We start from the raw sequence: 22290 nt of genomic DNA, 5'->3' as shown, positions 1-22290 counted from the left end.
CCCATGCGTTTTGCGTCGCATCTGGCCGGAAAGGACCCCACGATTGGAGGCCCGGGAGGGGCATTACCCCCACTGTGCCGAAGCACCCCCAGGCCATGGCACGTGCGGGAGTCGAACCCGCTGGCCAACCTTGCAAGTGACACCCGCAAGTTCGGATGCGTTGGCCACCCCGATGCCGGTTTCCCTGGCCGTGCCTTTCGCGTTCCGGCTCTCACGCCCCCGGCGACCCCGCGAGCTTGAACCCCTTCGGTTCCGCCGTGATCAGCCTCAGCTCGGTCTCATCCGGCCAGGGCAGAACGTCGCCGTCGGCCGCCCCATCGATCGCGTAGCGGACCGTCGCGATCGGCTCGAGCGAACCCCGGATGATCGCCGGAGGGTGGTCGTATCCGTGGACCACCGTGACGGCCTCGCCGTGGACGGCGAACGTCCGCCTGGATCCTGCATCCACCAGCGTGGCCAGCCGCTCGGCGATCGGTCGCTCGAGGTCGTCCAGCCTCGCGAGCCGGGCGTTGAGCCTGATGCGGAGGGCCTCGATCCGGAAGTGGTCGCGGATATCGTCTTCGGGTTGCGGGGTCATGGCTCGGGCTTTCGTTGGTTGGGGGTGATGGGTGCTGGTCAGGGCTTGGCTGCAGGTATGGCCGCGACCTCGGCCTCGACGGCGATCCTGGCGAGATTGCTGACGATCTGCCCCGCAATGTCGCGAACTTCGGAGGCCGATATGCCCTGCCCCGTGAGGCCCTCGACGTAACCCCTCGCAAGGTCGCGGAGGGACTTTGACTGGGCGAGGCATTCTTCCCGGACGAGGTCGGCCATGGCTCCTGTGGTGGCCTGCGGGCTCGACTCTTCGGCGGCGACCCTAGTTGCCTCTTGGTCCGCGTCTAGCTCGACGGCGTTGAGGGGCGAGAAGGAGAAGATCTCGAACTTGCCGAGGCCAGCCGATTCGAGGCATCCGGTGATCAGCTTCGCGATGTCGTGCTCGGTGAGCTTGCTAACGGCGAGCTTCCCCTCCGGAGCGGGCCGGACAGGCTCGGGCTCGGCGGCAAACTGTGGGGCGGGTTCGTCGACGGGCGTGAGGTCGATGATCTGGCAGGCGCCGGGCCTTGTGGTGATGGAGCAGGGAGCTTCGCCCTGGCCGAAGAAGCCGCGAAGGATGGACGCATCCTGGTCGTAGAACGAAACCCGATGCCGATCCGTATGGATGAAGACCGCCCCTTCTTCGTCGTCGGCCGCGTCGAGCTCGACCCTCGCGATCTTATCGAAGTCCACCAACCTGTCGCCCAGCTTCAGGAACGTCCGCACGCTTACCCCTCCCCTTCGTTCGCTCCGCGCGTTCCTTCCACGTCCACCCTGGATCGCTGAGGTCCGCGGCGTCGATCGGTTCAATTTTGCGGGTCGGCTAATCTTTTAGGCCGTCCCGCGAATGACTGTCCGTTGCCTTGATATGCCTGACTTGCCGATATGGCGGTGGTCAGGCGGTGGCGGCTAGCTGCTGTTTCGAGGGTATCCTCAGGGCCTTCCGAATCGTGTTGCGGTCCTTCTGGTCCAGTCCTTTGGCCTTGCCGTTTGACATTTTCTTTGGTGTCAAACCGAGCAACTTGACCGCATCAGCAATGGTTGGCTTTTGGATTCCCAGTGCTCTCGCCGACTCGGCGAAAGACATCAATCCATTCTCGGCCATGGCATTCCTCGCTCGAACCCGCTGTTGCGTTTGGCATCGGCGTTACCGTCGTTTCGACAGAGGAAATGTAGCAGCCTAGGTTTTCATAGTCAACAGTCAGACTTTTTATTTCGGTCAAAATCACCGAGGAGGCATTGTAAGCCGAATGCTGGTAATGCCTTATGGAGTGATGGAATTCTCGACGAAGCTTCGCCAATTGATGGACGAGAAGGGCTTGTCCCAGAAGGGGCTCGGCGACCGCCTCGACGTGTCCCAGACGCTCGTGGGCAATTGGCTCAGGAAGGCCAACGTGCCGAGCCTTGACCTGGCACTCAAGTTGGCATCCGAATTTGATGTGTCTTTGGATTACCTGTTCAACGACCAGGTCGAAGCGTCGGGCGCCGAGGAGTTGAGGTGCGAGCGGGAGATACGGAGGATCGTCCGCGAGATAGGGGCGGTGAAGGCGTGGCGTCGGCTCATCGGCGTGGGGGAGTATCCGGACCAGCGGCCGGAGAAGTCCGGAGCTGGCGGGACGTTGCCTGAGATGAAGAGCAGCAAGAAAGACGTGGGCTGACCAACCTAACTGGCGGACGACTGATGGACCTGCTGCGAATCGACAATCGGACCGTCAACCTTGACCGCCTGAGCGCCATCGTCGAGACCGTCGAGGCCGGCCCTTCCGGGCATGACTCCCGGCGCGTCCAACTCGTCCTCGGCGACACGACCATCCTGCTGGACGAAGAGAAGTCGGAGCACTTCCTTGCCTTCCTCCACAGGAACTATCGGGTCCGCTCGCTCGGATCCGAGGGCCAGGTCCGGGGCGTTGGCGGGACCATCGAGGGCGGGGCCGATCCCGATTCCGGAACGCTGGGTAGTGAACCCGGCGCTTGAGAAGTTCTCGACCTCGTTCGGCGGGATGTAGCGGTTAAAGAGCAGCAGGCACCCATTGCCACTCGCGACGCACTCGCCGAGCGGGCAGAGCCGGCAACGTGCCGTGTCCCCCTCTTTCCAGTCTCGGGCGATCCCGGTGATCGTGCCGGCGGGGTTTCGCAGGTAAGCATAGCGAGTCCTTATCGGCTTGGGTTGAAAGCTTATCGCGGTGGGCAGGATCGTCGCATCGGGTGGGGTTTTGGAAGAAGGCAGATTGGACATACTTGCCACCTCGATTCGCTTTCATGCGGCCCGACAAGATGCTGAGCGGGACTACTTAATCACTAAGTTTGATATCAGTTAACGATAGGCAATCCGATGATGCTTGCCGCTGCGGGGGACCCCGCCACCGGCGTCTTGATAATGGTCGCCAGCCTGGCCTGTTTCGTGGTCTGGGGCGTCCTGACCCTCCTTAACATGGAAGGCAACCTTTCCGATTTGAAATGGTCCATGCCTGAGTCTCGGTACTGCCCCCTCTGCAAGAGCCGTCTCGCCCCCAAGAAGGGGAACTGCCGGCGATGCGGCTATGAAGGTGGCCCCCAGCCGCCCGAGTCCTGGTCGACGCCGCCTAGTGCTCGCAAGGCCGGAGTCGGGCACGATTCGGACATGGACCTGTTCGCCTCGCCACAAGAGCTGGCCAGGAAGCCCCCGCCCCTGCCCAGCATCTCAACCCCGCCGCCGCTCCCGCCAAGCCGGGATGCCAGCCCTCCCCGGGCCTGAGCACGTTCGCCGATCCTCCGGTAAGACGAGCTCAAACCCTTGCCGCCCCAAGCGGCCCGGATCGGCAAGCTGCACGGGCCACCAGGCCAAGCGCTGCGAGCGGACCTCCTGTTTGGATTGCCCAGATGATAGGGTACATGCGTCGACTACACTGAAAATTTACACGCCTTTCCGGGGCAAAGTCAACGCTGAAATATCCCGAAATCTCTGGGCTGCGCACGCGACTGATGCGTTGAAGCACAATCCGTAAAACCATCGACTTCGTACGCAAGGGCTTGGCGGCGTGCGGCTTGTCGGCTGGTAGTCGGATCGACATTGACATGGATTGATGGCGCGGTGATATGTTATGGTGTCGCCAATGAATGGGCCGCCTCGCGGGAGGATGATTCGACTTCCTTACCCGGCGAGGCGGTGAGCTTCAGACGCGATATCTGACCTCTTCCGCGAGGATCTCATCAACGGTGATGGGGATGATCTCCATCCCGTCAACCTCTCGCTTCACCCTATCGATTTCCTTTTTGGCATCGGACGTGAAATCGAAGGAGACGAAGAACCCCTTCTCGCGGTGCTGCCGCCGCATCGCCGTCTCAAAAAGGTCGATGTCCTGCCGCCCCGCCTTCTCCTTCTGCTTCACCTGGACTGGCAACCAGTCGTCGACCTGGCCGAACAGGTCGAAGCCAGCGACCTTCTTCCTGTCCGCATTAATCGGATAGATCCGACCGTCGATACCTTTATCGTTGACCTTGGCGCGATTGGCGATGGCGCGGCCGTTGACGAGGACTGTGTTGAGGGCATTGACCGCCCAGTTCTCGAATTCAAATGGCGGGTAGGCCATCAGCTGCTCGGGAGTCTTGGGCAGGTCACGCACGAAGAAATCCCGCCCTTCGCGGAGTCCGCATCGCGACTGGAGTCGCGACGACATGACGCGGCAGGCGGTGGGCGAGACGTCGATCCCGATCCAGCGGCGTCCGAGATTCTCCGCGACCTCGAGGGCGGTCCCGCAGCCGCAGAAGGCGTCCAGCACGATGTCGTCGGGGTTGCTGCTGGCATTGATGACCCGATCCAGCAATTGCAAGGGCTTCTGGGTCGGATAACCTACCCGCTCGGCGCTGCCGGAGATCACGCCATCGATATCGTCCCAGAAGGCCTGGAGCGGGACGCCGGGCATCTCGTCTAGGTAATGCTTGAGCATCGGCATCCCGGTCCGGCGATAGTAGATCTGCCCGGCGACCTCCATCGCCTTCATCTTCTCCTTCGAATATGCCCAATACCGGCCCTTGTACGGGCGGACGACCTGCCCGGTGGGCGTCGTCCACTCATAAGACACGTCTCCTCCCGGCTTGTTGGCGGTCATGTCTGAGACGCGGAAACGGCGACCATTCTCATCCTTGTATCTATAATTCTGGTCTATGTAGTGTTGCGTGTACGGAGTGTATTGTCGGTTCCACGTCCTGACTTTGCTCTTGGTGTAATAGAATATCGAGTCGAAATTCGCGCCGTATCGCCGCGGATCATTGTGCGCGCCAGTCCGCCGCCAGACTATTTCGTTCTGGAAGTTGTTCTCGCCGAAGATCCGATCGAGCATCACCTTCACGTAGTGGCTCGCATGCCAGTCGCAATGGTAGTAAAAGCTGCCAGTCGGGCTCAGAACCCTGTAGAGCTGCTCGCATCTCGGGAGCATGTATCTTAAGTAGGCATCCGTAGACTCGTGGCGATCCTCGAAGGATCGCTTCTCCTTGTGCTCTCCCCAGAAGACTTCATAGTTACGATCCGAATTGAATGGGGGATCAATATAGATCAGGTCCACGAATCCCGACGGCATCGTCTTGAGCTTGTCGAGGTTATCGCCGCAATAAATGACCTGCTTGTCCGTTGGTAGTCCGGGGGCTATTTCGATCGTGGCCGATTTAGTTAAGACTTTCGCGCGCTTCGCCATCGTCATCCCATCATCAGCGGTGGGGATGTGATTCTGCCGTCCGTGATCGATACAGGCCCGACAATCCGCAACGTCGGAATCAGTCAACTTATGTGCGTATTGGGACAAAAATCAATCCTGATGATCCGTACAATCGTGTTACGGATATACAGGTGACATGTGGGATTCGGTCATCATTCTGCTCGACGTCGAGCTAATTGCTTCTGATGCGATTCCTATCTCGAGGGGAGTTGGACGCGTCATCCTCTCCAGGGTGGCCCTCGCTTCGAGCGGTAACCTATGGGTTAACTCTCGGCTGATTCTTTCGCCCTCTCCCACCAGAACCGCTTGGCGTTCTGCAGGCAGTCGACGATGTTCTTGCGCCCGACCGGGTTGGCGATGTGGACGCGGAAGCTTATCTCCGGGAACCGGCCGTGGTAGGCCATCTCGGCGATCGCCTTGGCCACGTCGTAGCCCGTGCCGGCCTCGGGAGGCCCGAGGTCGTGGTTGAGGGAGATCTTCGTGACTTGCCCGGACCGGATGAGGTCGATGGCCTCGGGCGCCGTCCTGACGAGGACGTCGTAGCCATCGGGCATGGGCCGCTCGTCGTCGAGCCAGACTCTCATCGGTCGCCTCTCCCGGCCGCTTCGACCTGGTGCTCGAACCTGTCCCCTCTCAGCCACTCCGGCTTTCGCCAGGGCGTGAACTCCGTCGGCCGGCCGTTCTGCGAGGCCTTGACTTGCAGGTCCATCGCGAGATCCGAATCCCAGACCGTCTGACGATGGCCATGGCAGTCGACCTCGAGCGAGAGGAGCCGGGCACCCTCGAGTCGCAGGAGCCCGGGGCCTCCCTCCCTGATTTGGTCGGTCCCACTGAGCTCGAGGACCTGGCCGGGGAAGACGATGACGAGCCGGATGGGCACTACGCCCTTAAGGCCGAGGAGCTGCATCGCATGCGGCCAGACGAAGCCGTCGAAGATCGACCAGTCCTCGACATCTGGTTCCCGATCGCCGCGGCGTCGCTGGTGCAGTCGCCAGCTCGCGAGGACGATGGCCACCGCGAACGGCAGCACGAGCACTAGGCAGGCAAGCTCGGTCATGGCGTCAGCGTCCCTTCGACTCCTCGGGCCAGCCTCGCCTCCGTGCGGGACTTGAGCCACATCAGGGCCTCCTGCAGCTTGGTCAGCGCGATGGCGTTCTCGCGGCAGGCGAACGTCCCGGCCTGGAATCCCTGGAGGCGGTCGATGAGGACCGCGAGAAGGGCCTCGTGCGTCAGGCCGTTGGTGCCGACTACGGCGGGATCCCCCGACTGGAAGACCAGGGAGAGGTAGCCCGAGAAGACCTCGGCGTCAGGCCCCCCGGGCACGTTGGCGAACGTGGCACGGTAGTGGCGGCATGCCCCGCCCGGGCCTGGATCGTCCATGACGTGGACGTCGAGGTCTCCGTTCGCGCCGTTGATCTTGTGGCTCGTCAACTCTCGTCGAGGCATTGGACAGCTCCGGAAGTTAGCAGGCTGGCTCGCTCATCTCATCCCGAAGCCCACGGCGAGGGCGATGAGCACCGTGACGAACACGACCGTCAAGGTAATGGGCAACCAGTCGATCCCGCTGAAGAAGTCTTCTGGCATGGCGGTCACTCCAAGGCCGTCAGGTGTTGGCTCACTCCCCTGCCCCTTCCTGCGCCTCCGCGATCTTGAGCAGCCTGCGGAGCAGGTTCCGCTCCTTGTCGAGGACCTCGAGCCGCTCGAGGATGGCGGCCGAGGACGGGATGAGCGACGGGAGGGCGTTGGCCGTCAGCAGCGTCGTCGCCGACTCGGCGGGCCTGGTCGGCGATGCCTTGAGGGTCCAATCACCCTCGGGCAGGTCGGGTGCCGGGGACGCCCCGAGGCTGGTGACGGAGCCGACGACGTTGGCCGGCTCCGAGGTCGTCTTGGCCGCCGGCTCTGGATTGCGGGAGACCGACTTGGCCTGGTTCGTCGTGGCCTGCATGGCTCGAACCCTCATCTGTCACAAATTTCTGTCGAAACTGAAAAGACTGTATTGACGATATAAACCGTGAGAGTAAAACTCAAGAGGTATTGACGTATGTCAAGGGCTTTGAAGTCATCGTGAAGGGAGAATCGGACATGGCGACTGCCACGCAGGAAAGGCCGGCCAAGGCGAAGCAGGCGGGCGGCAAGGGTGCGACGGCCGAGGCCGGATCGACCGCCAAGGCCAGGGGCGGGACCAAGGCCGGGCAGCAGCAGGAGACGACGCGCCTCACCGACAAGGTCCGGGGGCATGTGACGGCAGGCCTCAGCCTCGTCGCCGACGAGACGAAGTTCCGCATCCTAGAGATGCTGTCGGAACGGGAATGGAACGTCGGGGATATGTGCACCGACCTGACGATCAGCCAGCCGGCGATCTCGCACCACCTGGCGATCCTCCGGCATGCCCGGCTCGTCGAGTCGAAGCGCGATGGCAAGTTCAACATCTACCGGCTCAGCGACACCGGCAAGCAGCTCTGGGCCGCGTGCAGCGGCTACGCCAGGGCGATCGCGTCGAGCGCCTGAGGCGGGGGCGGGGTGAAGGCGGGCGGATCCAACGACGAACGGCACCCGGCTCGAAGGTGAGCGGGGTGCGGTGAAGTCAGCAAACTAGCTGCTCCGGCGGCGTGACGGCCGTAGCTCAGTCGGTAGAGCCCAGGTGCGCTGGTTCGAGTCCAGCCGGTCGTCATGGTGATGCCCGCCACGCGTGATGCGAAAATAGGGCCGCCGCTAGCGGCGCAAGCTAGACCCGGAACTGTAGGGCAAATCAGCGACATCCGGAGAGACGGAGAGGTGCGGTTTGATGACGGGCGGTTCGGTGCACCAGCCGTTCAAGGGGTTTGATTCCCCGTCGCATCTTTGGGGAGCCTGCTGACGGCGAACTCCCTCTCAGGAGGGAGGCCACCGAATACAACGAATAAGGTGGTCCAGGCTCCCCTTCATCTGCTACCTCGGCCGCAAATCAGAATGGAGCGTTGGGCATGAGCGTGCTACGCGAAAGCATCCTGAAGGTGTTGCGTAAGAAGCATCCGATCAGTCGAATCGAGCTCTTCGACGAGCTCTGCCAACAGGCGGATTCGACGACCACGATCAGCAACGAAGACTTCAAGAACGAGCTGGTTTCGCTCGAGGATCAGGGCAGCATCAGCTTCTGCGCCGCCCCTGGTCAGCACGAGTTGACGGACGCGACGACCACCCTCGCGCTCGATCACGTGGACTTGAACGCGACCTGTTGAAACCGAGTTTAGTCGTTTGGCGACTAAACGACCGATGCCGATGGGCGAGCTCACCCATCGGCATCGGTTATTGCAAGTCTGTTCTTGCCGATTAAGCTATCTGCTACCGTCAAGCACTTCCTGTGCGTTGGCTTCTAGCCAGCCAAGCATGGCCGCTCGGTCCGTCGCGACCAGATATTGGAAGTTGTTGCGCTTTTGCCATCGTGTAATCCCGATGGTGGCATCGATGACTGAGTTGGCATCGGGCCAAATTGAGATCTCCCTTTCATCGACCTCGATCCTTTCATCTTCGTAGATAAACCTTCTGGAGTCCGTCAGTTTCATTGCGATCCCCTCCAGGTCTGTTCACTTCAGCCGCGGGTCACCCGCCCCGAGCCTCCTCGGCACGGCCCGCTCGGAGTCGATGAGGTACGTCGGGATCCCCGCCGCGATGGCCTGGCGGGCGCAATCCTTCGTCCCCTTGCTGGACGAGATCGCCCGGTGGAAGGCGATACACATCTCGGCCCCGGCCGCGACCATCTCGGCGTTGCGGATCGGGCCGGCGTTGGCGTTGTAGGGCCGGCCCTTCCTGTCCTGGCGGACGACGGCCGCGGGATGGTCGAGCTCCTCCCAGTGGGCCGGGTGCGACTCCTGCTCCAGGTCGAGGTCCCTGCAGGCCTCGGCGAACGAACGGTCGATCCCGCCCCCGGCGCCGTGGACGATGGTCAGGCTCGGACCGTAGCGGAGGAGCAGGCGGTTCAGGACCGACTCGGCCAAATCGGGGTCGTACCAGTTCCGGTCGCCGGTGATGATGACTCGCATATCTTGAGAATACTGGCCATACCCTCCCTTTTGTATACCAGTGCTCGAACGAATTCCGGTTTTCCGGAATTCCGGGAAATCGATCGTCAGCCCTCGTATTCGCACCAGCACTCGGGATCGGCCGGCGGCATATCGCGGCTGCCGTTCCAGCCGCACGCCGAGCAAGGCCCATCCCCCGTCGAGTCGTCGCCCCTTTCTTCACTGGTCAGCCCTGCGGTGCCGCACCTCGGGCAGATCCCGGACCCGGCGCAGGCCTCGCACGGCTCGAAGTCGTAGAAGTGTCCGGGACTCAGGGACACTCCCGCCGGCGAAGGGTCGTAGGCGGACGAAGATCCGCCCGTCCCCCCGCAGGCCTTGCAGTGGTTAGGCCATCTCGCATCCCAGGCGGCGATCTCCGCCAGCCGGGTTTGCATGGCGGCCTCACATGCTGGCTGATGCTTCACGGCTCTCCCCTCCCAGGCGGCCGAGTTCGATGTCGTACAGCTCCAAGGCCTGCTCCTTGGAAGGGAGGTTGCCCGGGCGTTGGAAGACGAGGCAACGCCAGAAGCAGCCGCTGTGCTTCTTCTCCTCCTGGTTGACCTGGTCGAGCGGGCAGCGGTGATGCTTCTCCCGGTACTTCGGCGTGCCGCGTCGCAGCATCGACTTGGTGTGCCCGTGGTCGGTGCATTGGCCCCAGTTGCAGGCCATCGACTTGTCCCCGGGCGTGGTGTCGTCGTAGTAGTCGAGTGGGACGCCCTCGGCGATCCGGTCGCGGACGACGCGGAGCATATGGAGGTGCTGGGCGTCGGTCAGGTACATGTCCGAATGGCTCATGCCGGGTCTCCTTTCACCGCCAAGGCCTCGGAGCTCACCAGGAAGCCGCCGTTGCAGTCGATTTCCCCGACCTGACTCCCGATGTCGCCGACCAATCGATGAAGTCGGCTAATCTCGTCGTCCATGTCCTCCCATGAGGCCTGGATCTTGGTCATCCGCTCCACTGCCAACTCGGGGGTCAAAACCCCGGACTCGACCGACAAGAGCTCGGCGAATGTTTCCGCCAGCCCCGCGATGTAGCCCGCCGTCTGCGAGGCCTGCTTGGACTGCTCAAGCGACCGGGCAACGTAGGTGTTGAAATCCGAAGTCGCGTTGGCGACATCTTGCGCGGTGACAACTTCTTCTTCCGACATGACGAATCCCTCCCCCTGGTATTGGTTCGTGAAACGTTTGCGTTACCGGATTCCGCCTCAGTTCAGCCCGTGCCCCGAGAGGAACTCCCGCCCGGACCTGACTCCGTTCTCCGTGAGCTGCCGTTGCCAGGCCCCGTTCGTCGGCGACCACTTCCAGCCCGACCGCTTGAGCCGGGCGCGGACGTCGATGCCCGGCTTGTCGGGGAAGACGAGTTGGGCCCGGTCGATCTCGCGGTCGGCCCAGAGCTCGATCTCGCCGTCGGAGCCGATCAGCTCCCGCCCGCGGGCCGCTGGCTCTGCGGCATGGCCGGCGGACTCCCTCGCGAGGGCCCCGAACGTCCAGACCTTGTGCCGCGCCGTGAACGCCGGCTTGGGGCCGGTCGCGTTGACCTCCCGGAGCCATGCGAGCGCCCGCTCGACCAACTCCACGCGGCCGTTCCTGGCGAGCCGCTCCAGCTTGCCGGAGATCGAGTTCGTGAACGCCGAGCGGGTGTAGAACTCAAGTCCACGGTCGATGCGGACGACGGTGGCGAGCGAGCCCGCCAGGTCGCGGCGGAGGGCCTGCCACTCGGCCTCTTCCTTCTCGGCCTCCGTCCTCGCGTCGAGGACGGCCTTGCGGATCGCGGCCCGCGCCTTGGTCCTCCACTCGACGAATTCGGACAGGCGGCCATCGGCCCGGTCGCCCCGCTTCTGCATCCGGGCGGACGGGAAGTTGGACGGCCCGGCGATCATCGACGAGACGACGCGGGATAGGCTTGCGTGGTACGCATTCATGTGCCTGAGATAGCCCAGGCGGTACTCCTCCATCTCGAATGCGAGCAACTCCCGCTGGCGCTCGGACCCGGCCAGGGGCCACAACTCCCCGTAGAGGCCGTTGACGTCGTCGGCGTAGTCCCGGGCCGCCCGCGCGGCCCGCTCCTCGGGCACGTGGCTCGTGCCGCGATAGGCGTCGTGGGCGAGCCTCGAATCCATCTGATCCGGGCTCGCGATGGCGGGGCAGGCGGTCAAATCCGACATGGCTATTACCTCCGGTCGTTCGCCCGCCTCAGTCCAGGTCGTGACCCGCCAGGATCCCGACCGGTTCCATCGCCTCCGCCACCTCCTGCGCCGCCTCCCGGTGCCATCGCTCCCACGTCATCCGCCTCGCGACGACCACGTAGCCCTCGTTCCGCGTCGGCGAGTTGGCCGCCCACCAGTCCAGGTCGGCCGAGGTGAACGGTTTGCAACGTCCGTGATTCCGGGCAGGCTTCCCGACGGTGCCCATGGGCACCGCCTCGACAACCGGCTCGGGCTCGGGCGCCTTCAGCTCGGGGGCGGCGGGGCGGTCCATCAACGCCCGCCGCAGCTCGTCGGTGGCGGCCTTCCGGGCGACGACCTCGCACTCGATCAGCGTGGCCTCGGGGCAGGAGCTGGCGTATTCGGCGAAGGCCCGGTTGCGTGCCCCGTTGATCCGCCTCGACTCCTCGCAGGTCAGGCCGACGCCCTGGATGGTCGGCAAGGGACGCTGATCGATGGGGCAGGACAGGCCGCGTTCCTCGAGGCCTTCGCCGAAGGGGCGGGCGGGGCGATCCGAACGCCGAGTGGGCTTGGCGGGGACGAGGCGGGAATAGACGCGGACAGATCGGGAGGGAGCAGTTAGAATCGACATCGGAGACTCCTGGTCGCACAGGGGTTTCTCTCGAGCCTCGCGACTCTGCCAGGAGTCGCGAGGCTCATTTCGTTTGTTCTTCACTCGACAGGATCATGATACCCATGTGAACCCATTGGGTCAATGGGTTCACATGGATTTTTTTGGGTTCCATTTTTGTGGGAACCCGAGTATACTTTGTGGGCGTCGAGTGAACCCGGTATCCTAGGCAGGAGGTACGCACCAAGATGGCAGGAGCAGGAATTGGATTGATGGCTCGACCGAAGAAGACGAGTGAATCGTCTCAGCCGCTTAGACTCACAATCATCAACCTGAAGGGGACCCAGGAGCAGGCAGATTGGCTCGAGGCCGTGCACAAGAAGACCCACATCGCGAAGTCGGTGATCGTCCGGCTCGCTCTGAGCCAGTGGGCTGCGACCAACGGCCTTTCGGCGTTCCCACCCCTAGATTCGGAGGACGACCAGTAATCGAGACTCGCCGCACCAAGCGGCCCCGCGCAAATCAGGCCGAGGCAGATGCCGAGGTCGTACCGTATCAAAAGCACTTCATCCACAGTTAATCATCGTGGGTAGACGCATGAGCATGTTGGCTGAGATTCACGAGCATTACCGTTCAGGGGAACCAGATGGCAGGAATTACGACCCTCGCGCCCGGGGAAGAGAACAAGGCTGCAAGCAGCGATAGACTCCCGCGAGCCACTCACGGCGATCCGAATAAACCTGTGATGATTAATGGGATACCGCTCCCATGCTGTGTCTTGAACGACCAGCGTCGAGTGCTCACTCAGACAGGCACCATCGGTTCCTTCGGGATGTCGAAGGGCGGAGCCTCGGGAAAGACCGGGGATCGACTGGCCTCTTTTGCGGGTGGAGAGGCACTCAAACCATTCATCAGTAAAGAGTTGCTTTCGGGGATCAAGAACCCGATCGTCTTCCGCTCCCTGGCTGGGCGGGTGAGCTACGGGTACGAAGCCACAATCCTCGTGGATCTCTGCGATGCCGTCCTGGCTGCAAGGCAGGCCGGGGCCCTCCGAAAACAGCAACTCCACATCGCTGAACGCTGCGAAATCTTGATGCGGGGATTCGCCAAGGTGGGCATCATCGCCCTCATCGACGAGGCCACCGGCTATCAATCCGATCGGCCCGACGACGAGCTGCGTCGCCTGCTCAGCCTCTACGTCGAGGAGGCCGCACAGCCCTGGCGGAAGGTCTTCATCGATGAGTTCTACGAGCAATTGGCGCGGCTCTGGGATCTCTCTTGGAAGCCCGGCTCCTCGGAGAAGCCCCTGGCTTTCGCCAAACTGACCGAGATCCTGATCTACGGCCAGCTCCCGCCCGGCGTGCTCGAGGAACTCCGGAGCAAGAACCCGATCGCCTACGACACGGGCGGCCGGAGGCGGAAGCATCACCAGCACCTGACCCCGGACGTCGGGCTCAAGCACCTGCAGCACCAGCTCGACCTGGTCACGACCCTGATGCGGGTCTCGAGCAACCTGCAGCAGTTCAAGGAGCTGTTCCGCAGGAGCCGGCCCGGGGCCGACCACCAGCGGCTGTTCTTCGACGTCTGAGCTAAGCCGAGATCGGCCAGGCCAAAGGGTGTCATTTGAAATGACACCCTTTGGCGGCGACGCGCCTTTCATTCGTCAGTCCAAGACACTTGGACACATCGAACCCATTCCGACTCGGAGTTCAGGCATGAGCAAAGGGTATCCCCAGGAACCGGATTCGGCCGTCTTTCGGGCCTTGCAAAGCCTCGGAGACAGCAATCATTCGCGCGAGGGTATGGTCGACCTCGACAAGCTATGGAATGCGAGCGGGAGACGCCGCGGTCGCTCGCCCCGCCAATGGGCGGCGAGGTGCAACCGGAGCGGCGACGACATCGAGATCGTCGCCGGCTACCAAGGCGAATCGCTCGCATCTCACCACCACGCGCTCGACTACGCCCAATATCTGGATCCGGCCGTCGAGCGATTCTGCATGGAGCTCCTCGCCCACAAGCTGCGGGAGGCTTCCGGCCGGAGCATGCTCCAGTGCCCCAACAATCCGTTCATGGCCCTCGCCGCGACCGCGGCGGTGATGAGCGGATCCCGCGTGTCCCCCGAGGAGGCCCAGCGGAGGATCATCAAGGACGCCGTAGCCGAGAGCGGCGACCTGGATGTTTACGATCAGGAGACCAAGATCGCCGAGGTCCAGCGGGCCCTCGGCTCGATCAAGTTCGTGGACATCAGCCAGGCGAAAGGATGATGGCCCGATGTCAGGTGTCACCAAAATGGCGACACCAGATCCGAGGCCCCCTCATTAGTAATGAGGGGGCCTTTCCATGTCGCGCATCTTCGGAATTTCCGAAGATAGTCCAAGCTCACCCTTGAGCTGATTGCCTCATCTGATAACGGTTATCAGATGGAAGGCGACTCCGGAATTTCCGAAGTCGCCGAGGCAACTGGGGAATTTCCCCGGTTGCGGTGCCCATGGGCACCGCCTCGACCTCGGGCTCGGGCGTCACCAGCTCGGGGGCGGCGGGCCTCTCCATCAGCAGCCGACGCAACTCGTCGGTCGCGGCCTTCTTGCCCACGCACTCGACCTCGGCCCTGTCGGCGAACGGGCAGTCCTTGGCGTAGGCGGCCATGGCCCGGGTGCGTGCCCTGCCCAGCCGGGCCAGCTCCCCGGCCTCCAGGCCCACGCCGTCGATCGTCGGCAGCGGACGCCGGTCGATCGGGCAGCACAGGCCCCGCTCCTCCAGGCCCTCGGCGAACGGAGCGTCGATCCGGGGCGAGCGGCGGGTCGGCTTGACCATCGGGCGGGTGCGGGTCATGATCGTCATCGAAGTCTCCTCTACTCTTGCTGGGTGGTGGGTGCCTTCATCCGGGCCGGTGCTCGACGGCAATCGAGCCCCGGCCCCTTCTCATCTCTCAGTCGGTCCAGTCGTCGAACGCGCGGCGGGCCTGCATGACCATCTCCTGATAGAGCCGCTCGGCCGTCTCGCACTCGGCCTCCGGGAACCGCCGGTGCTTCTCCCAGGGGCGTTCCTCGCCCAGCCCTTCCGGCCACTCGATCCGCGACTCGACCAGGATCTGCCCGCACTTCATCTCCCGCATGCGGACGGTGCGGCTGATGGGGACCTCGTCCGGGTTCGTCGTCTTCTCGGTGAAGGTCTTGCTGAGCAGGATCATCGTTCGGCTCCGTTTCGGCGTTCGCGGCGTCCTCGTCTCGACAATCTAATAATACTTTCTTACCACCAAAAGTCAATAGTACACCAAAAGTATTTTGGAGAGATCTGGTCGACACCTGAACTCGTGGTACGATATGGATCGTGAAGCTGGTTGATTCCAGTGGTAGAATGATCGATGAGATATCACGATCTGGGGACGACTCGCATGGCCAAGAAACCAGCCGGCAAGATGGGGCGTCCGAAGACGTCCGAGCGACAGGATGTCTCGATCAAGTTCGACAAGAATCTCGCCGGTAAGGCGCGACTGATCTCGCAGGGGCGAGGCGTGTCCATGGCCGAGTACCTCTCCGAGTTGGCGAGGTCCACGATCGATCGTGATTACGTGAAGTTGATGAGGGAGTTGGAGGAAGGGGCCAAGGAGGCTGGAGAATGAGACTCTTCAGGCGGATCCGCGAATACCTGAACTCAATGCCCCGGTCGCTGCCCAAGTTCGCGGTGGGCGACCAGGTCTGGGCATATAATGGCCAGGCTCGCGTCGTTCTCGGCATGAAGTGGTCGAGGTCGCAACGGCTCAGTCTGGACGACAAGGTGAAATGGGGCTGGGTGCTTGAGACGGCACCGGCAGACGAACCAGACGAACTGTACGGGTTCGGCTGGGAGTCGACCTACGAGCGGATGACGCCGGGCGATGTAGCCCAACGAGCTTAAGGAGGCCGCGAATGCCCCTATCGGCCAAGGACTACATCGGCCGGGTTCGCGACTCGGTCTGGGAGCGAGACCTTGCCTCACACCTGAGGCAGGCGACCGAGCAAGAGCGGCTGGCCTTCGTGAGCGAGCTGGCCAAGTCCAGCCCGGGCGTGGCCCTGGTCCTGGCGAGGAGGACGCTCGCCGAGAACCGCAGTTACGAGGTGCTGCTGGACCAGGGCCTGGCCCACGCCGATGCGAGCGGCATCCGTCCGTGGCTCGAATGTGTCGTTCCACGCCTCGGGTTTCGCAAGGTACTGAGGCGGCTCGGGGAGGCGGTCGACTCCAACCCGGACGGCGTCGCGAAGGCCCTATACTGGCTGCCGTCGCTGGCTACTCCGGAAGAACTGGCCAGGGATGCCGAGACGTTGGCTGCTCTATGTTGCAAGGTGCGATGAAGAGCGAGCTTGATCGTCGCCATTCTCCCCTCGCCTTTTGGGGGATTTTAGCAGTTCGCTGCAGGGGTTCAGCGTAAACCGCTTGTTAGGACCATCCAGCCTTACAATAAACTTCTCGAGGAACCCACGGTGCCCAAGCACCGTTTTCTGGCTGCCATCAATGAAACCAACTTTGGCTTTCCATCGCAGTTTACGTTTGGCGGTATCGACTTCGATTTCGACTTTTCCGAATCTCACTACATGCATTTGGCCGCCGATGCCTTCTATGATTTCACCGGACCCTTCTTCCAGTTTAACATCAATCATATCTATGAAAGAAAACGGCAAAAGTGTGTGATCGCTTCCAGAGTCGATGAGACCCTTGGTAGGTTCAGTATTCTTGCCCGTGGCGAGGATCGTAAGCATGGGCCTATACACAAACGGGGAGGAATGGTTGCCCGTTCGATTGCGGACCCGAATTCGTTCGTAGGGGAGCATCATGCTAGCGTGGAATTCTCAACAGCTTTTACCGGCCGGATTTCACCAGCGGGAGGCACCCATTCCAGGATTGGCCGCTCGTGCCCCTTGTCGATAGCCTGATGCTTCGCCGCCGTCGGGGTGTCGGCGACGGACACGATCTTGAGCCCGGTCGAGTCCCAGGCGATCCACTTGCCCAGGTAAGCGAAAGGGATGGTCTGGGGCCGCTTCAAGGCGGTGATGCGGGAACGCCTCCGCTTGCGGAGCAGTGCATTCGAGCGCAGTTTGCGAAGGATCTTCATGACGCCCCTCCCGCCGACATCAAATTGTTGTCGGCCTTCCTTAACTATAGGCGTACGCACGCAAGGCAACAAGGCGACGACGGTATCAATATTCGACTTTTGCGTGCGAATGACCGGACGCTTCATGAACAATCACCGGTCAGCCAATATTGTCCGCGTGGAGGAGGGGCCGCCGGTTCGCAATGCACCGCTCGGGCGATGAGAAGATATCGACCGGGACCAGCGGAAACGGGAGGTTTCTCTGATTTCACTCGAGGCGATCTTTTCAGTTGATACCGAAAGGATCGAAGGAATCTAAATGAGCCACATCGCTTGCCTCGCCTGCTCATCGCTCTAACTTGCCTGAGCGTCACGAATGAGCTACCCTAACGTAACTCAAGCAGCCACGGTGCGTTCGTGACCGCACCGAACCGAGAAACCTTGGTGAAGACCAAGGAAATTCGCCTCGCCACGGGAGTCACGACCCGGTGCGAGGCGTCTAACGTTTGGAGCGGAGGCGGCCGTGGCGACCGTCTCGCACGGGGACCGGAAGCAGAGGATCAGCTTCGTCGCGAATCTCTATTCGCTGGCTGAGGGTCACGACAAGCGGAAATGATGCCCGCGAATGGATCGGGGCCGTGAGAGGGTCAGCCTTCCGTCGCCCCTCCTGCCCCCTCATGGCCTTCCGCGAGGCCTTCCTCGCCTTCCGGCAGGAAGATGGTGTAATCCACGTGGAAGTAGGCCCCGAGCTTCTTCATGTGGGTCAGGTTCATCTTCCGGCGGCCGGTGACGAGGTCGTTGAGCGTCGTCGTGGCCATGCCGGCGCCCCGGGCAACCTCCGCCTGGGAGAGCTTGCGGTCCTCGATCATGCCCTTGAGCATCTCGGGGCCGTGGATGACGCGGAACTCAAGGTTCTCCTCCTCGTAGGCCTCCACGAGGTCGGTGAGCACGTCGAGGTAATCCTGCTCGTCCCGGGAGAGCTCCTCGCGGTCGACGAGGTAGTCGAGCACCTCGATGGCCTGCTCCAGCTCCTCCTCGGAGCGGATCGGGCGGAGGTAGAAGCGGTTGATCAGGGCGATGTAGGGCTTCGGGGCGGCGTTCGTGATCTTCGCGGGCATCGGGATCTCTCCTCGGCAAGCTGCGGGGCCTGGCCCCGCGGGTTTGGATTCTATGCGACCGGCACCGCCGGGGCCTAGCCCCGGCAATCCCGCTTCCATCGGTCCTTCGCGTATTCCGCGTGGGTCATGACGGCCCGGATGTAGACCCGGCCCTGCTCCCATCGCTTGAGCTTCTCGTTGAACTTCGGGAAGTGGATCTTGGCGATCACCCGGTAGTTGTTGCCCTGCACGTCGAAGATGTAGCAGGTGCCGCAGGTGTCGGCGGCGGGGAAGGTCTCCTTGATCTCCGCGTAGTTGTGCCAGGTGGCCTTGCGGGCCTCGCGGTAGAAGCGGAGCATCGCGTCTTCAGACTCGGGGTGCTTCTCCCAGAACTTCTTGAGCCTGACCTTCGTGATGACCCGCATGTTCAACCCTACCCCTCGTCACTCTTGATCACCCGTCCGACACCCTAATATTATCCGCAAAATGCGGACGCGTCAACCGTGTCGTCCGCATTTTGCGGAAGATTCTCAAGAGTGCTCCGCGCGGCGTCGGATCGTGCCGAGACAACGCCGTCCAGGTGGGCTACCTCGCCTCGGGCGGCGGGACGGTGACGGCGATCACCCGCCGCTGGGCCGAGGACAAGCCGCGAGGCTGCCGACTCTGCCCGGCCGGGACTTGCACCGCCTACCGAGGCGTCTGCACGGTCCTGGTAGGGCACCGCGTCCCGGCAGAGCTGGCGGGGAGGTATGACGCGTCGGGGCTGGCGTGGGCCGGGGCCGGCAGGCCGTTCGGGGTCGTGGCGCCTGCGATAGAAGGGTGAGGAGCGACGAGGGGCCGGTGCCCGTGGGCGCCGGCCTTCAGTTTGGTCATCGCGGTTCGATCACGAAGTAGCTCGAGGTCTGATCGGTGTCGGTGTACTGCATGACCTCCACCCGCCGATCCCAGCCCCGATCCTTGGCATACTTCATCTCTTGCCATCTGGCTAACACCTTCTGCTCGAGAGCAATCCGCTCATCTTCGTCGAGCTTGGTGAAGCTGGGCTTGAGCTTGATGATGAGGTAGCCTTGGAACGCCGAAACGACCGCTTCGGCCAAGTGTCGATCGAGGTCTGGGACCGACGATCGTAGGGATGACTCGACAATGCGGCCGATGTCGGCAGCTTTCTCCATGTTTGACAATTGCTGATCCAGGGTCAGATTCCTCGGCGATACAGGGGCAGTCGGAAACAGCTTAGGGCGAGGCTGTTCACGGACCGGCTCCATGAGGGCCCGCACGAATATGCCGCCGAACAGCAAGGCGGGGAATCCGACGAAGATCATAAACACCGGATGGAGGAAGATGCTTTTTCGTCGTTGCGGGTCGCGGTTCATCGTCGGGCTCATTGGTTGCTTGGCTTGCGAGGTCGATTCAGGAAGCCCTCTATGTAAGCAACCCTGCATGATCAAGTGAAGACCCTACTCCTCCGCCGACACGCACTTGAGGCGATCCGTCAGAATGGCGCAAAGCTGACTAACTCATCGGCTCGCGACGCACGAGATGCATTCCGACTTGGACACCTCGTGCTCTTTGCCCCGGAAACTTCCCCGGCGCTGGGAGCAGACCCAGGTCGGATTGCAGCCGCAGCCCGTTTCCCACCCTTTGTCGACGGGCGAGCGATAGTCGCACTCGTTGACGATCTCCAGGATCTCCAGGTGCTGATTGAGCCGCGAGATCGGGGCGAAAACCCCGGTCGGCCGCGGCTCGTCGTCCCCCCGGTTTTCCTCCGCTATCACCTCGAATGGACGGCTTGGGGGTGGGGTCTGAAGTTCAACGCCGCCCCTCGCCAGGAATTCGCGATATCCCGGCCGGTGATCCGGATGGCCGGGATCGGCGAGGTCGCAGAGGCGCCTGACCTTCATCTTCGCCGCCAGGCATTCGCCGCCTTCGAATGGACAGGTTCCGCAGCGTTGCATCGGGGGCCTCGTCATTGGGTGATCGTGAAGGTCGCGCCGCCAGCCCCGTAGGCCCCGAGACAGAGGCCCGCGCCGGGGGCGGAAGGATTGAGCGAGAAGACGAGCATGAACGCGGGCGGGCACGTGTAGCTATTAGTGATCAGGGTCCCGCAGCCCGTGTTGGACGTGCACGGGGGCGAACCCGGGCCAGGGCAATCGCAGCCGAATCCGTGGGCATTCTGCATGGAGAGCCCCACGCCGAAGCCCCATCCGCCTACTGGCGAATATGACAGTCCATAACTCACGGTCCCGGATGACGCGGGGCAGGATCCGCTGGCGTCGAAAGTCCCCGACTGAGAGCCCGTCCAGTTGTATGTGCCGCTCCCATCGAGCCCTTGATAAGTCAAGGTCGTCGAGCCGTTCTTGCTATCGGTAACGGTGAGGTCGGTGAGCTCGAACGAATCCGGGCCGCATTGACCTCCGCTAGCACCGGTGGGGGAGTTGATGCAGATCCACCCCGTCGAGGGAGGGATCAGCGACGCAGCGACCATCTTGATCTGTTGATTGCCGGAGGTCCCGGCGCAGACGTTGCTGCCTGTGACCGTGCGATTGAAGAAACCAGCGTAACTGAGCGTGGCGCTCCAGCTCGCCAAAGTCCCCGTGAAGGGGCCCAGCGATAGCGTGAGCAGACCCGAGGCGTCGGTCGTGCCGCTGGCGCTCAGGCCCCCGGTGCCCGTCATCGTGATCGTGGCCCCCGGCAGCGGATAACCGGTGTCGGAGCCGTGAACCTGGAAGCCGCAACCCAGGACGAACCAGTTGATAGCGAAATAGCCGATGGGCGGGAGCGAGACCGAGGTCGTGAACGCCGGGCCGCAGTTCGCGTTCCTGGTGATGGAGACGGTCGACGTGGATGTGCCGTAGCCCGTCGCGGAAACGGTCTGGGTGTAGCTCCCCGTGGGCACGCCCTTGAAGCAGGCGATCGTGTCGAAGGACGCCGTGGCCGCGGCGCCCGAGCCGGACGACGACGTGAAGCTCACCGCCGGGGCGCCGGTGTAGCCCGATCCGCCCGAATTGACGACCACGGAACCGATGGTGATGGCGCTCGCGGTCGCGTTGGCCGCCGCACCCGTGCCGCTTGAGTCTGTGATCGTGATGGCCGGCGCGACGTAGAGCGTGCCGCCGCTCGTCGAGATGGAGGTGAACCGCAACGTTGCGTTGGCCACCGCGCCCGAACCCGGGCCGGCCGCCGAGAAATCCAGGGACGGTGCCGACCGGTAGCCGGCGCCTCGGGTGCTGATGGTCAGGTTCTGGACGACGCCGCCGACAACGTCGAATGTGCCTGTGGCCGTGGTCGTGGGCGAACCGCCCGAGAAGGACAGGCTATACCCCGTGCCGTCCGTGTAGCCGCTGCCCCCCGAGGTGAGGTTCAACGCGTCCAACTCGCATCGATAGGAGACCGTCGCATTCGCCCCGTTGGTCGCCCCGCTGATCGAGAGCGTAGGGTTGACGTAGCCCGTACCGGCCGAGGTCATCGAGGCCGATGGCACTCCGCCTGCAAGGATGGCCGTGGCCGTTGCGCCCGATCCTCCGCCTCCCGTGAAATTCACCGTCGGGACGTTGAGAGGGTCGTACCCGCTGCCACCGTTGGTCCGGTTCACGAAGACAACTTGCCCCGTCGTGACGTACGGTCCATAAGTGTTCGTCCCGTCGGTCAGCGTGACGCTGGCCCCGGCGATGGTGAGGATCGGCAGAGGGCAGGCGCGGGTCGCCTTGACGCAGTGGCTGCACTTGTCGCCGTACGCTATGTCCTGAAATCGCCAATCATTACTCATCGGCTCGTACGTCATCTCGACGAACTTGCCGTCCAGCCCCGCCTTGCCGTTGGCCTCGTAGGCGTTGGCCCCGGAGTGGCCGGCGGCGAAGGGGACGAAGCCGGTGCCGGGCTCGTAGTAGGCCTGCTGGAACGAGTAGGGGTTGCCCGTGCCCGAGAGCTTGGCGTGGATGACGGTGGGGCCCGAGACGCCCAGGGCCCGGCCGCTGGCGCCGTCGCTGGAGAGGAGCGGGGCCGCGACGGACATGCGCCCCCGCCCCGCGTCGCGGCGAGCATCTGGTTGA

Annotated in this window: 36 protein-coding genes and 1 tRNA gene; 13 read left to right on the top strand and 24 right to left on the bottom strand. The window is 63.0% G+C overall.

Annotation, left to right across the window (positions count from 1 at the left end; all coding sequences use genetic code 11):
- Window positions 1–211 precede the first annotated feature (211 nt).
- From ACOYYX_RS03820 to ACOYYX_RS03810, 3 genes are all read right to left on the bottom strand, one after another.
- Entirely contained in the window at window positions 212–577 is a 366-nt protein-coding gene (locus ACOYYX_RS03820) for a hypothetical protein (RefSeq protein ID WP_422928611.1), read from the bottom strand.
- A gap of 38 nt (window positions 578–615) precedes the next feature.
- A complete protein-coding gene (locus ACOYYX_RS03815) occupies window positions 616–1299 on the bottom strand; it encodes a hypothetical protein (RefSeq protein ID WP_422928610.1) in 684 nt (227 codons plus the stop codon).
- 169 nt (window positions 1300–1468) lie between these two features.
- On the bottom strand, window positions 1469–1678 hold the full coding sequence (locus ACOYYX_RS03810; protein WP_422928609.1) for a hypothetical protein: 210 nt from the start codon (window positions 1676–1678) through the stop codon (window positions 1469–1471).
- A 199-nt stretch (window positions 1679–1877) separates the two neighbouring features.
- Here ACOYYX_RS03810 and ACOYYX_RS03805 point away from each other — a divergent pair, with 199 nt between their 5' ends.
- The 3 genes from ACOYYX_RS03805 to ACOYYX_RS03795 all read left to right on the top strand — a co-directional run bounded on the left by ACOYYX_RS03805 (window position 1878) and on the right by ACOYYX_RS03795 (window position 3307).
- Window positions 1878–2231: a helix-turn-helix transcriptional regulator gene (locus ACOYYX_RS03805; protein ID WP_422928608.1), complete on the top strand. Its 354-nt coding sequence runs from the start codon at window positions 1878–1880 to the stop codon at window positions 2229–2231.
- Window positions 2232–2254: 23 nt separating this feature from the next.
- Complete coding sequence (locus ACOYYX_RS03800; RefSeq protein WP_422928607.1) at window positions 2255–2548, top strand: hypothetical protein; 294 nt, start codon at window positions 2255–2257, stop codon at window positions 2546–2548.
- A 357-nt stretch (window positions 2549–2905) separates the two neighbouring features.
- Window positions 2906–3307 (top strand): hypothetical protein, encoded by a 402-nt coding sequence (locus tag ACOYYX_RS03795; RefSeq protein ID WP_422928606.1) that lies wholly within the window; start codon window positions 2906–2908, stop codon window positions 3305–3307.
- Between the two features lie 418 nt (window positions 3308–3725).
- Here ACOYYX_RS03795 and ACOYYX_RS03790 read toward each other — a convergent pair whose 3' ends face one another.
- The 5 genes from ACOYYX_RS03790 to ACOYYX_RS03770 form a co-directional block, all read right to left on the bottom strand.
- Window positions 3726–5243, bottom strand: coding sequence for a DNA methyltransferase (locus ACOYYX_RS03790; protein ID WP_422928605.1), 1518 nt, complete (start codon window positions 5241–5243; stop codon window positions 3726–3728).
- A 284-nt stretch (window positions 5244–5527) separates the two neighbouring features.
- Window positions 5528–5848, bottom strand: coding sequence for a cyclic-phosphate processing receiver domain-containing protein (locus ACOYYX_RS03785; protein ID WP_422928604.1), 321 nt, complete (start codon window positions 5846–5848; stop codon window positions 5528–5530).
- The gene (locus tag ACOYYX_RS03780; RefSeq protein ID WP_422928603.1) at window positions 5845–6321 is read right to left on the bottom strand and encodes a hypothetical protein; all 477 of its coding nucleotides are present in this window, start codon (window positions 6319–6321) and stop codon (window positions 5845–5847) included. The genes ACOYYX_RS03785 and ACOYYX_RS03780 overlap by 4 nt, the downstream gene beginning before the upstream one ends.
- On the bottom strand, window positions 6318–6710 hold the full coding sequence (locus tag ACOYYX_RS03775; protein ID WP_422928602.1) for a DUF7681 family protein: 393 nt from the start codon (window positions 6708–6710) through the stop codon (window positions 6318–6320). Before ACOYYX_RS03775 ends, ACOYYX_RS03780 begins: the two co-directional genes overlap by 4 nt.
- 169 nt (window positions 6711–6879) lie before the next feature.
- Window positions 6880–7209: a hypothetical protein gene (locus ACOYYX_RS03770; RefSeq protein ID WP_422928601.1), complete on the bottom strand. Its 330-nt coding sequence runs from the start codon at window positions 7207–7209 to the stop codon at window positions 6880–6882.
- 137 nt (window positions 7210–7346) lie between these two features.
- On the opposite strand from ACOYYX_RS03770, the gene ACOYYX_RS03765 reads away from it, so the two are divergent.
- From ACOYYX_RS03765 to ACOYYX_RS03755, 3 genes are all read left to right on the top strand, one after another.
- Complete coding sequence (locus ACOYYX_RS03765) at window positions 7347–7772, top strand: ArsR/SmtB family transcription factor (protein ID WP_422928600.1); 426 nt, start codon at window positions 7347–7349, stop codon at window positions 7770–7772.
- A gap of 103 nt (window positions 7773–7875) precedes the next feature.
- Window positions 7876–7935, top strand: a tRNA-Ser gene (locus tag ACOYYX_RS03760).
- Window positions 7936–8227: 292 nt separating this feature from the next.
- On the top strand, window positions 8228–8482 hold the full coding sequence (locus ACOYYX_RS03755) for a hypothetical protein (protein WP_422928599.1): 255 nt from the start codon (window positions 8228–8230) through the stop codon (window positions 8480–8482).
- 96 nt (window positions 8483–8578) lie between these two features.
- On the opposite strand, the gene ACOYYX_RS03750 is transcribed toward ACOYYX_RS03755, so the two are convergent.
- The 7 genes from ACOYYX_RS03750 to ACOYYX_RS03720 form a co-directional block, all read right to left on the bottom strand.
- The gene (locus tag ACOYYX_RS03750; protein WP_422928598.1) at window positions 8579–8806 is read right to left on the bottom strand and encodes a hypothetical protein; all 228 of its coding nucleotides are present in this window, start codon (window positions 8804–8806) and stop codon (window positions 8579–8581) included.
- A 21-nt stretch (window positions 8807–8827) separates the two neighbouring features.
- Window positions 8828–9283 (bottom strand): SLOG family protein, encoded by a 456-nt coding sequence (locus ACOYYX_RS03745; protein ID WP_422928597.1) that lies wholly within the window; start codon window positions 9281–9283, stop codon window positions 8828–8830.
- A gap of 86 nt (window positions 9284–9369) precedes the next feature.
- Window positions 9370–9696: a hypothetical protein gene (locus ACOYYX_RS03740; protein ID WP_422928596.1), complete on the bottom strand. Its 327-nt coding sequence runs from the start codon at window positions 9694–9696 to the stop codon at window positions 9370–9372.
- A gap of 7 nt (window positions 9697–9703) precedes the next feature.
- Window positions 9704–10096 carry a hypothetical protein gene (locus ACOYYX_RS03735; protein WP_422928595.1) on the bottom strand — a complete coding sequence of 131 codons (393 nt, stop codon included), beginning with the start codon at window positions 10094–10096 and terminating at the stop codon, window positions 9704–9706.
- A complete protein-coding gene (locus tag ACOYYX_RS03730) occupies window positions 10093–10449 on the bottom strand; it encodes a hypothetical protein (protein ID WP_422928594.1) in 357 nt (118 codons plus the stop codon). Before ACOYYX_RS03730 ends, ACOYYX_RS03735 begins: the two co-directional genes overlap by 4 nt.
- A 57-nt stretch (window positions 10450–10506) precedes the next feature.
- A complete protein-coding gene (locus tag ACOYYX_RS03725) occupies window positions 10507–11466 on the bottom strand; it encodes a hypothetical protein (RefSeq protein WP_422928593.1) in 960 nt (319 codons plus the stop codon).
- Between the two features lie 28 nt (window positions 11467–11494).
- Window positions 11495–12097, bottom strand: coding sequence for a hypothetical protein (locus ACOYYX_RS03720; protein WP_422928592.1), 603 nt, complete (start codon window positions 12095–12097; stop codon window positions 11495–11497).
- Between the two features lie 251 nt (window positions 12098–12348).
- Between ACOYYX_RS03720 and ACOYYX_RS03715 the strand changes: the two genes are divergently transcribed.
- The 3 genes from ACOYYX_RS03715 to ACOYYX_RS03705 all read left to right on the top strand — a co-directional run bounded on the left by ACOYYX_RS03715 (window position 12349) and on the right by ACOYYX_RS03705 (window position 14340).
- Window positions 12349–12564, top strand: a complete 216-nt coding sequence (locus ACOYYX_RS03715; RefSeq protein ID WP_422928591.1) for a hypothetical protein — start codon at window positions 12349–12351, stop codon at window positions 12562–12564.
- A gap of 308 nt (window positions 12565–12872) precedes the next feature.
- Entirely contained in the window at window positions 12873–13664 is a 792-nt protein-coding gene (locus tag ACOYYX_RS03710) for a P63C domain-containing protein (protein ID WP_422928590.1), read from the top strand.
- A gap of 127 nt (window positions 13665–13791) precedes the next feature.
- The gene (locus ACOYYX_RS03705) at window positions 13792–14340 is read left to right on the top strand and encodes a hypothetical protein (protein WP_422928589.1); all 549 of its coding nucleotides are present in this window, start codon (window positions 13792–13794) and stop codon (window positions 14338–14340) included.
- Between the two features lie 115 nt (window positions 14341–14455).
- On the opposite strand, the gene ACOYYX_RS03700 is transcribed toward ACOYYX_RS03705, so the two are convergent.
- A complete protein-coding gene (locus tag ACOYYX_RS03700; RefSeq protein ID WP_422928588.1) occupies window positions 14456–14917 on the bottom strand; it encodes a hypothetical protein in 462 nt (153 codons plus the stop codon).
- Window positions 14918–15005: 88 nt separating this feature from the next.
- The gene (locus ACOYYX_RS03695) at window positions 15006–15266 is read right to left on the bottom strand and encodes a hypothetical protein (RefSeq protein WP_422928587.1); all 261 of its coding nucleotides are present in this window, start codon (window positions 15264–15266) and stop codon (window positions 15006–15008) included.
- A gap of 204 nt (window positions 15267–15470) precedes the next feature.
- Here ACOYYX_RS03695 and ACOYYX_RS03690 point away from each other — a divergent pair, with 204 nt between their 5' ends.
- From ACOYYX_RS03690 to ACOYYX_RS03680, 3 genes are read left to right on the top strand one after another with little or no spacing between them, the layout of a single operon-like run.
- The gene (locus ACOYYX_RS03690) at window positions 15471–15698 is read left to right on the top strand and encodes a hypothetical protein (protein WP_422928586.1); all 228 of its coding nucleotides are present in this window, start codon (window positions 15471–15473) and stop codon (window positions 15696–15698) included.
- Window positions 15695–15973: a hypothetical protein gene (locus ACOYYX_RS03685; RefSeq protein ID WP_422928585.1), complete on the top strand. Its 279-nt coding sequence runs from the start codon at window positions 15695–15697 to the stop codon at window positions 15971–15973. The genes ACOYYX_RS03690 and ACOYYX_RS03685 overlap by 4 nt, the downstream gene beginning before the upstream one ends.
- A gap of 11 nt (window positions 15974–15984) precedes the next feature.
- Window positions 15985–16407, top strand: coding sequence for a hypothetical protein (locus tag ACOYYX_RS03680; RefSeq protein WP_422928584.1), 423 nt, complete (start codon window positions 15985–15987; stop codon window positions 16405–16407).
- On the opposite strand, the gene ACOYYX_RS03675 is transcribed toward ACOYYX_RS03680, so the two are convergent.
- The 4 genes from ACOYYX_RS03675 to ACOYYX_RS03660 form a co-directional block, all read right to left on the bottom strand.
- Window positions 16387–16887 carry a hypothetical protein gene (locus ACOYYX_RS03675; RefSeq protein ID WP_422928583.1) on the bottom strand — a complete coding sequence of 167 codons (501 nt, stop codon included), beginning with the start codon at window positions 16885–16887 and terminating at the stop codon, window positions 16387–16389. The genes ACOYYX_RS03680 and ACOYYX_RS03675 overlap by 21 nt on opposite strands.
- The gene (locus tag ACOYYX_RS03670; protein ID WP_422928582.1) at window positions 16884–17165 is read right to left on the bottom strand and encodes a hypothetical protein; all 282 of its coding nucleotides are present in this window, start codon (window positions 17163–17165) and stop codon (window positions 16884–16886) included. Before ACOYYX_RS03670 ends, ACOYYX_RS03675 begins: the two co-directional genes overlap by 4 nt.
- A 626-nt stretch (window positions 17166–17791) precedes the next feature.
- Complete coding sequence (locus ACOYYX_RS03665; protein WP_422928581.1) at window positions 17792–18262, bottom strand: helix-turn-helix domain-containing protein; 471 nt, start codon at window positions 18260–18262, stop codon at window positions 17792–17794.
- 74 nt (window positions 18263–18336) lie between these two features.
- Window positions 18337–18666 (bottom strand): type II toxin-antitoxin system HigB family toxin, encoded by a 330-nt coding sequence (locus tag ACOYYX_RS03660; RefSeq protein ID WP_422928580.1) that lies wholly within the window; start codon window positions 18664–18666, stop codon window positions 18337–18339.
- Window positions 18667–18758: 92 nt separating this feature from the next.
- Between ACOYYX_RS03660 and ACOYYX_RS03655 the strand changes: the two genes are divergently transcribed.
- Window positions 18759–19064, top strand: coding sequence for a hypothetical protein (locus ACOYYX_RS03655; protein ID WP_422928579.1), 306 nt, complete (start codon window positions 18759–18761; stop codon window positions 19062–19064).
- 46 nt (window positions 19065–19110) lie between these two features.
- Here the strand turns inward: ACOYYX_RS03655 and ACOYYX_RS03650 are convergent, their stop codons facing one another.
- The 3 genes from ACOYYX_RS03650 to ACOYYX_RS03640 form a co-directional block, all read right to left on the bottom strand.
- On the bottom strand, window positions 19111–19614 hold the full coding sequence (locus tag ACOYYX_RS03650) for a hypothetical protein (RefSeq protein WP_422928578.1): 504 nt from the start codon (window positions 19612–19614) through the stop codon (window positions 19111–19113).
- Window positions 19615–19758: 144 nt separating this feature from the next.
- Window positions 19759–20196 carry a hypothetical protein gene (locus ACOYYX_RS03645; protein ID WP_422928577.1) on the bottom strand — a complete coding sequence of 146 codons (438 nt, stop codon included), beginning with the start codon at window positions 20194–20196 and terminating at the stop codon, window positions 19759–19761.
- A gap of 11 nt (window positions 20197–20207) precedes the next feature.
- Complete coding sequence (locus ACOYYX_RS03640) at window positions 20208–22253, bottom strand: hypothetical protein (RefSeq protein WP_422928576.1); 2046 nt, start codon at window positions 22251–22253, stop codon at window positions 20208–20210.
- Between the last annotated feature and the right edge of the window lie 37 nt (window positions 22254–22290).

The organism is Singulisphaera chitinilytica (genome assembly GCF_049331405.1).
In the GTDB taxonomy this organism is placed as follows: Bacteria; Planctomycetota; Planctomycetia; order Isosphaerales; family Isosphaeraceae; genus PoT.
The sequence above is the reverse complement of the archived record's forward strand: the minus strand, read 5'-3'. Positions and strand labels throughout refer to the sequence as shown.

Bases quoted from the DNA above. Each gene is read 5' to 3' on its own strand.
- ACOYYX_RS03820 (WP_422928611.1), bottom strand. From the start codon at position 577: ATGACCCCGCAACCCGAAGACGATATCCGCGACCACTTCCGGATCGAG.
- ACOYYX_RS03810 (WP_422928609.1), bottom strand. From the start codon at position 1,678: ATGGCCGAGAATGGATTGATGTCTTTCGCCGAGTCGGCGAGAGCACTG.
- ACOYYX_RS03805 (WP_422928608.1), top strand. From the start codon at position 1,878: ATGGACGAGAAGGGCTTGTCCCAGAAGGGGCTCGGCGACCGCCTCGAC.
- ACOYYX_RS03800 (WP_422928607.1), top strand. From the start codon at position 2,255: ATGGACCTGCTGCGAATCGACAATCGGACCGTCAACCTTGACCGCCTG.
- ACOYYX_RS03795 (WP_422928606.1), top strand. From the start codon at position 2,906: ATGATGCTTGCCGCTGCGGGGGACCCCGCCACCGGCGTCTTGATAATG.
- ACOYYX_RS03790 (WP_422928605.1), bottom strand. From the start codon at position 5,243: ATGGCGAAGCGCGCGAAAGTCTTAACTAAATCGGCCACGATCGAAATA.
- ACOYYX_RS03785 (WP_422928604.1), bottom strand. From the start codon at position 5,848: ATGAGAGTCTGGCTCGACGACGAGCGGCCCATGCCCGATGGCTACGAC.
- ACOYYX_RS03780 (WP_422928603.1), bottom strand. From the start codon at position 6,321: ATGACCGAGCTTGCCTGCCTAGTGCTCGTGCTGCCGTTCGCGGTGGCC.
- ACOYYX_RS03775 (WP_422928602.1), bottom strand. From the start codon at position 6,710: ATGCCTCGACGAGAGTTGACGAGCCACAAGATCAACGGCGCGAACGGA.
- ACOYYX_RS03770 (WP_422928601.1), bottom strand. From the start codon at position 7,209: ATGCAGGCCACGACGAACCAGGCCAAGTCGGTCTCCCGCAATCCAGAG.
- ACOYYX_RS03765 (WP_422928600.1), top strand. From the start codon at position 7,347: ATGGCGACTGCCACGCAGGAAAGGCCGGCCAAGGCGAAGCAGGCGGGC.
- ACOYYX_RS03755 (WP_422928599.1), top strand. From the start codon at position 8,228: ATGAGCGTGCTACGCGAAAGCATCCTGAAGGTGTTGCGTAAGAAGCAT.
- ACOYYX_RS03750 (WP_422928598.1), bottom strand. From the start codon at position 8,806: ATGAAACTGACGGACTCCAGAAGGTTTATCTACGAAGATGAAAGGATC.
- ACOYYX_RS03745 (WP_422928597.1), bottom strand. From the start codon at position 9,283: ATGCGAGTCATCATCACCGGCGACCGGAACTGGTACGACCCCGATTTG.
- ACOYYX_RS03740 (WP_422928596.1), bottom strand. From the start codon at position 9,696: ATGCAAACCCGGCTGGCGGAGATCGCCGCCTGGGATGCGAGATGGCCT.
- ACOYYX_RS03735 (WP_422928595.1), bottom strand. From the start codon at position 10,096: ATGAGCCATTCGGACATGTACCTGACCGACGCCCAGCACCTCCATATG.
- ACOYYX_RS03730 (WP_422928594.1), bottom strand. From the start codon at position 10,449: ATGTCGGAAGAAGAAGTTGTCACCGCGCAAGATGTCGCCAACGCGACT.
- ACOYYX_RS03725 (WP_422928593.1), bottom strand. From the start codon at position 11,466: ATGTCGGATTTGACCGCCTGCCCCGCCATCGCGAGCCCGGATCAGATG.
- ACOYYX_RS03720 (WP_422928592.1), bottom strand. From the start codon at position 12,097: ATGTCGATTCTAACTGCTCCCTCCCGATCTGTCCGCGTCTATTCCCGC.
- ACOYYX_RS03715 (WP_422928591.1), top strand. From the start codon at position 12,349: ATGGCTCGACCGAAGAAGACGAGTGAATCGTCTCAGCCGCTTAGACTC.
- ACOYYX_RS03705 (WP_422928589.1), top strand. From the start codon at position 13,792: ATGAGCAAAGGGTATCCCCAGGAACCGGATTCGGCCGTCTTTCGGGCC.
- ACOYYX_RS03700 (WP_422928588.1), bottom strand. From the start codon at position 14,917: ATGACGATCATGACCCGCACCCGCCCGATGGTCAAGCCGACCCGCCGC.
- ACOYYX_RS03695 (WP_422928587.1), bottom strand. From the start codon at position 15,266: ATGATCCTGCTCAGCAAGACCTTCACCGAGAAGACGACGAACCCGGAC.
- ACOYYX_RS03690 (WP_422928586.1), top strand. From the start codon at position 15,471: ATGGCCAAGAAACCAGCCGGCAAGATGGGGCGTCCGAAGACGTCCGAG.
- ACOYYX_RS03685 (WP_422928585.1), top strand. From the start codon at position 15,695: ATGAGACTCTTCAGGCGGATCCGCGAATACCTGAACTCAATGCCCCGG.
- ACOYYX_RS03680 (WP_422928584.1), top strand. From the start codon at position 15,985: ATGCCCCTATCGGCCAAGGACTACATCGGCCGGGTTCGCGACTCGGTC.
- ACOYYX_RS03675 (WP_422928583.1), bottom strand. From the start codon at position 16,887: ATGATGCTCCCCTACGAACGAATTCGGGTCCGCAATCGAACGGGCAAC.
- ACOYYX_RS03670 (WP_422928582.1), bottom strand. From the start codon at position 17,165: ATGAAGATCCTTCGCAAACTGCGCTCGAATGCACTGCTCCGCAAGCGG.
- ACOYYX_RS03665 (WP_422928581.1), bottom strand. From the start codon at position 18,262: ATGCCCGCGAAGATCACGAACGCCGCCCCGAAGCCCTACATCGCCCTG.
- ACOYYX_RS03660 (WP_422928580.1), bottom strand. From the start codon at position 18,666: ATGCGGGTCATCACGAAGGTCAGGCTCAAGAAGTTCTGGGAGAAGCAC.
- ACOYYX_RS03650 (WP_422928578.1), bottom strand. From the start codon at position 19,614: ATGAACCGCGACCCGCAACGACGAAAAAGCATCTTCCTCCATCCGGTG.
- ACOYYX_RS03645 (WP_422928577.1), bottom strand. From the start codon at position 20,196: ATGCAACGCTGCGGAACCTGTCCATTCGAAGGCGGCGAATGCCTGGCG.
- ACOYYX_RS03640 (WP_422928576.1), bottom strand. From the start codon at position 22,253: ATGTCCGTCGCGGCCCCGCTCCTCTCCAGCGACGGCGCCAGCGGCCGG.